The sequence below is a fragment of the Collinsella sp. CLA-ER-H3 genome, from assembly GCF_040092425.1.
GTDB lineage: Bacteria > Actinomycetota > Coriobacteriia > Coriobacteriales > Coriobacteriaceae > Collinsella.
This window is the reverse complement of sequence record NZ_JBBNLP010000023.1, coordinates 1-1,299: the sequence shown is the minus strand read 5'-3', so window position 1 is coordinate 1,299 and position 1,299 is coordinate 1. Positions and strand designations below refer to the sequence as shown.

The 1,299-nt window shown below is 68.6% G+C and carries 1 protein-coding gene; it reads left to right on the top strand.

Annotation, left to right across the window (positions count from 1 at the left end; translation table 11 throughout):
• Window positions 1–1,270 (top strand): IS3 family transposase (locus AAAX32_RS09990; RefSeq protein ID WP_270226442.1); only part of this gene is annotated, 1,270 nt, incomplete at its 5' end.
• Between the last annotated feature and the right edge of the window lie 29 nt (window positions 1,271–1,299).

The following is a 1,299-nucleotide window of genomic DNA, read 5'->3' as shown; positions in this document are numbered from 1 at the left end:
GGGGGTGCGGACAGAAAGTTGGACCGCGGGGCGGTCCGGACTGGAGGTTCGCATGTACAGCAGGGAGAAGGTCGAGCTCTTCCTCCTGGCGACGGAGGACGGCATGGGGCCGACCGCCGCCGCGAAGTTCGCGGGGGTCTCGGTGGGCGCGGCCAAGAAGTGGGCGACGGGGCACCTCCCGCACAGCTACACCGGGGCGCGCTGTAGAATCGGGGCGAGGAAACCGCCACGGAAGGAGGCCAGCTTGGGCCCCGACAAGTCGATCTACGCCCCGCCGGCGACCGGCCCGCTCGCCGGGCTCAACGAGGACCAGATAGAGAACCTGCTGCTCAGGGCGGTGTTGGCCGACCTAAAAGCGGAAGGGTGGGACCCGGCTTCGATCTCGAACAGGAGCAAGTGCGAGCTCGGCGAGAGATTGAGGCGGGCGACCGCCCTGCCCCTCCGCTCGATCACAGGTTTCTTGAGGATATCGAAGAGCTCCTATGAGTACTGGAGGCCCCGCGTCGCCGCGCCGCGCGACCGCGACGCCGACATACGCGACCGCGTGGTGCGCATCTTCCGCGAGGGCTCGGGGTGCTGGGGGTACCGCACCGTCTGGGCGCGCCTGCGCCGCGAGGGCGTCCGGGCCAGCGAGAAGCGCGTGGCCCGCGTGATGCGCGAGGAGGGCCTCGAGGTCGTCTACAACAAGAGGCGCGCCCGGGGCTACAGCTCCTACGCCGGCGAGGTCTCCAAGGCGCCGGAGAACCTCGTGAACAGGAGGTTCCGCGCCGACGAGCCCAACCGGCTGTGGCTCACCGACATCACCGAGTTCAGGCTCCCGGGCGGCGAGAAGGTCTACCTGAGCCCGATCGTCGACTGCTTCGACGGGATGCCCGTCGCCTGGTCGATCGGGCTGCACCCCGACAAGCGCCTCGCGAACTCGAGCCTGCTCAAGGCCTGCGCGGCGAGGCCGGCGGGGGTGCGCACGACGATCCACTCGGACCGGGGCGGCCACTACCGCTGGCCGGAGTGGATCGGGATCTGCGAGGAGAACGGCCTGGTCAGGAGCATGTCCGCGAAGGGCTGCAGCCCGGACAACTCGGCCTGCGAGGGCTTCTTCGGGCGCCTCAAGAACGAGTTCTTCCACTACAGGGACTGGGAGGGCGTGACGGCCGAGGAGTTCATGGGAAGGCTCGAGGCCTACCTCGTGTACTATCGTGAGGAGCGGATCAAGAAGTCCCTCGGGTGGCTGAGCCCGATGGAGTACCGCAGGAAGCTTGGATACGCCTAGGCGCGGTCCAAGAAATCGTCCGCACCCCC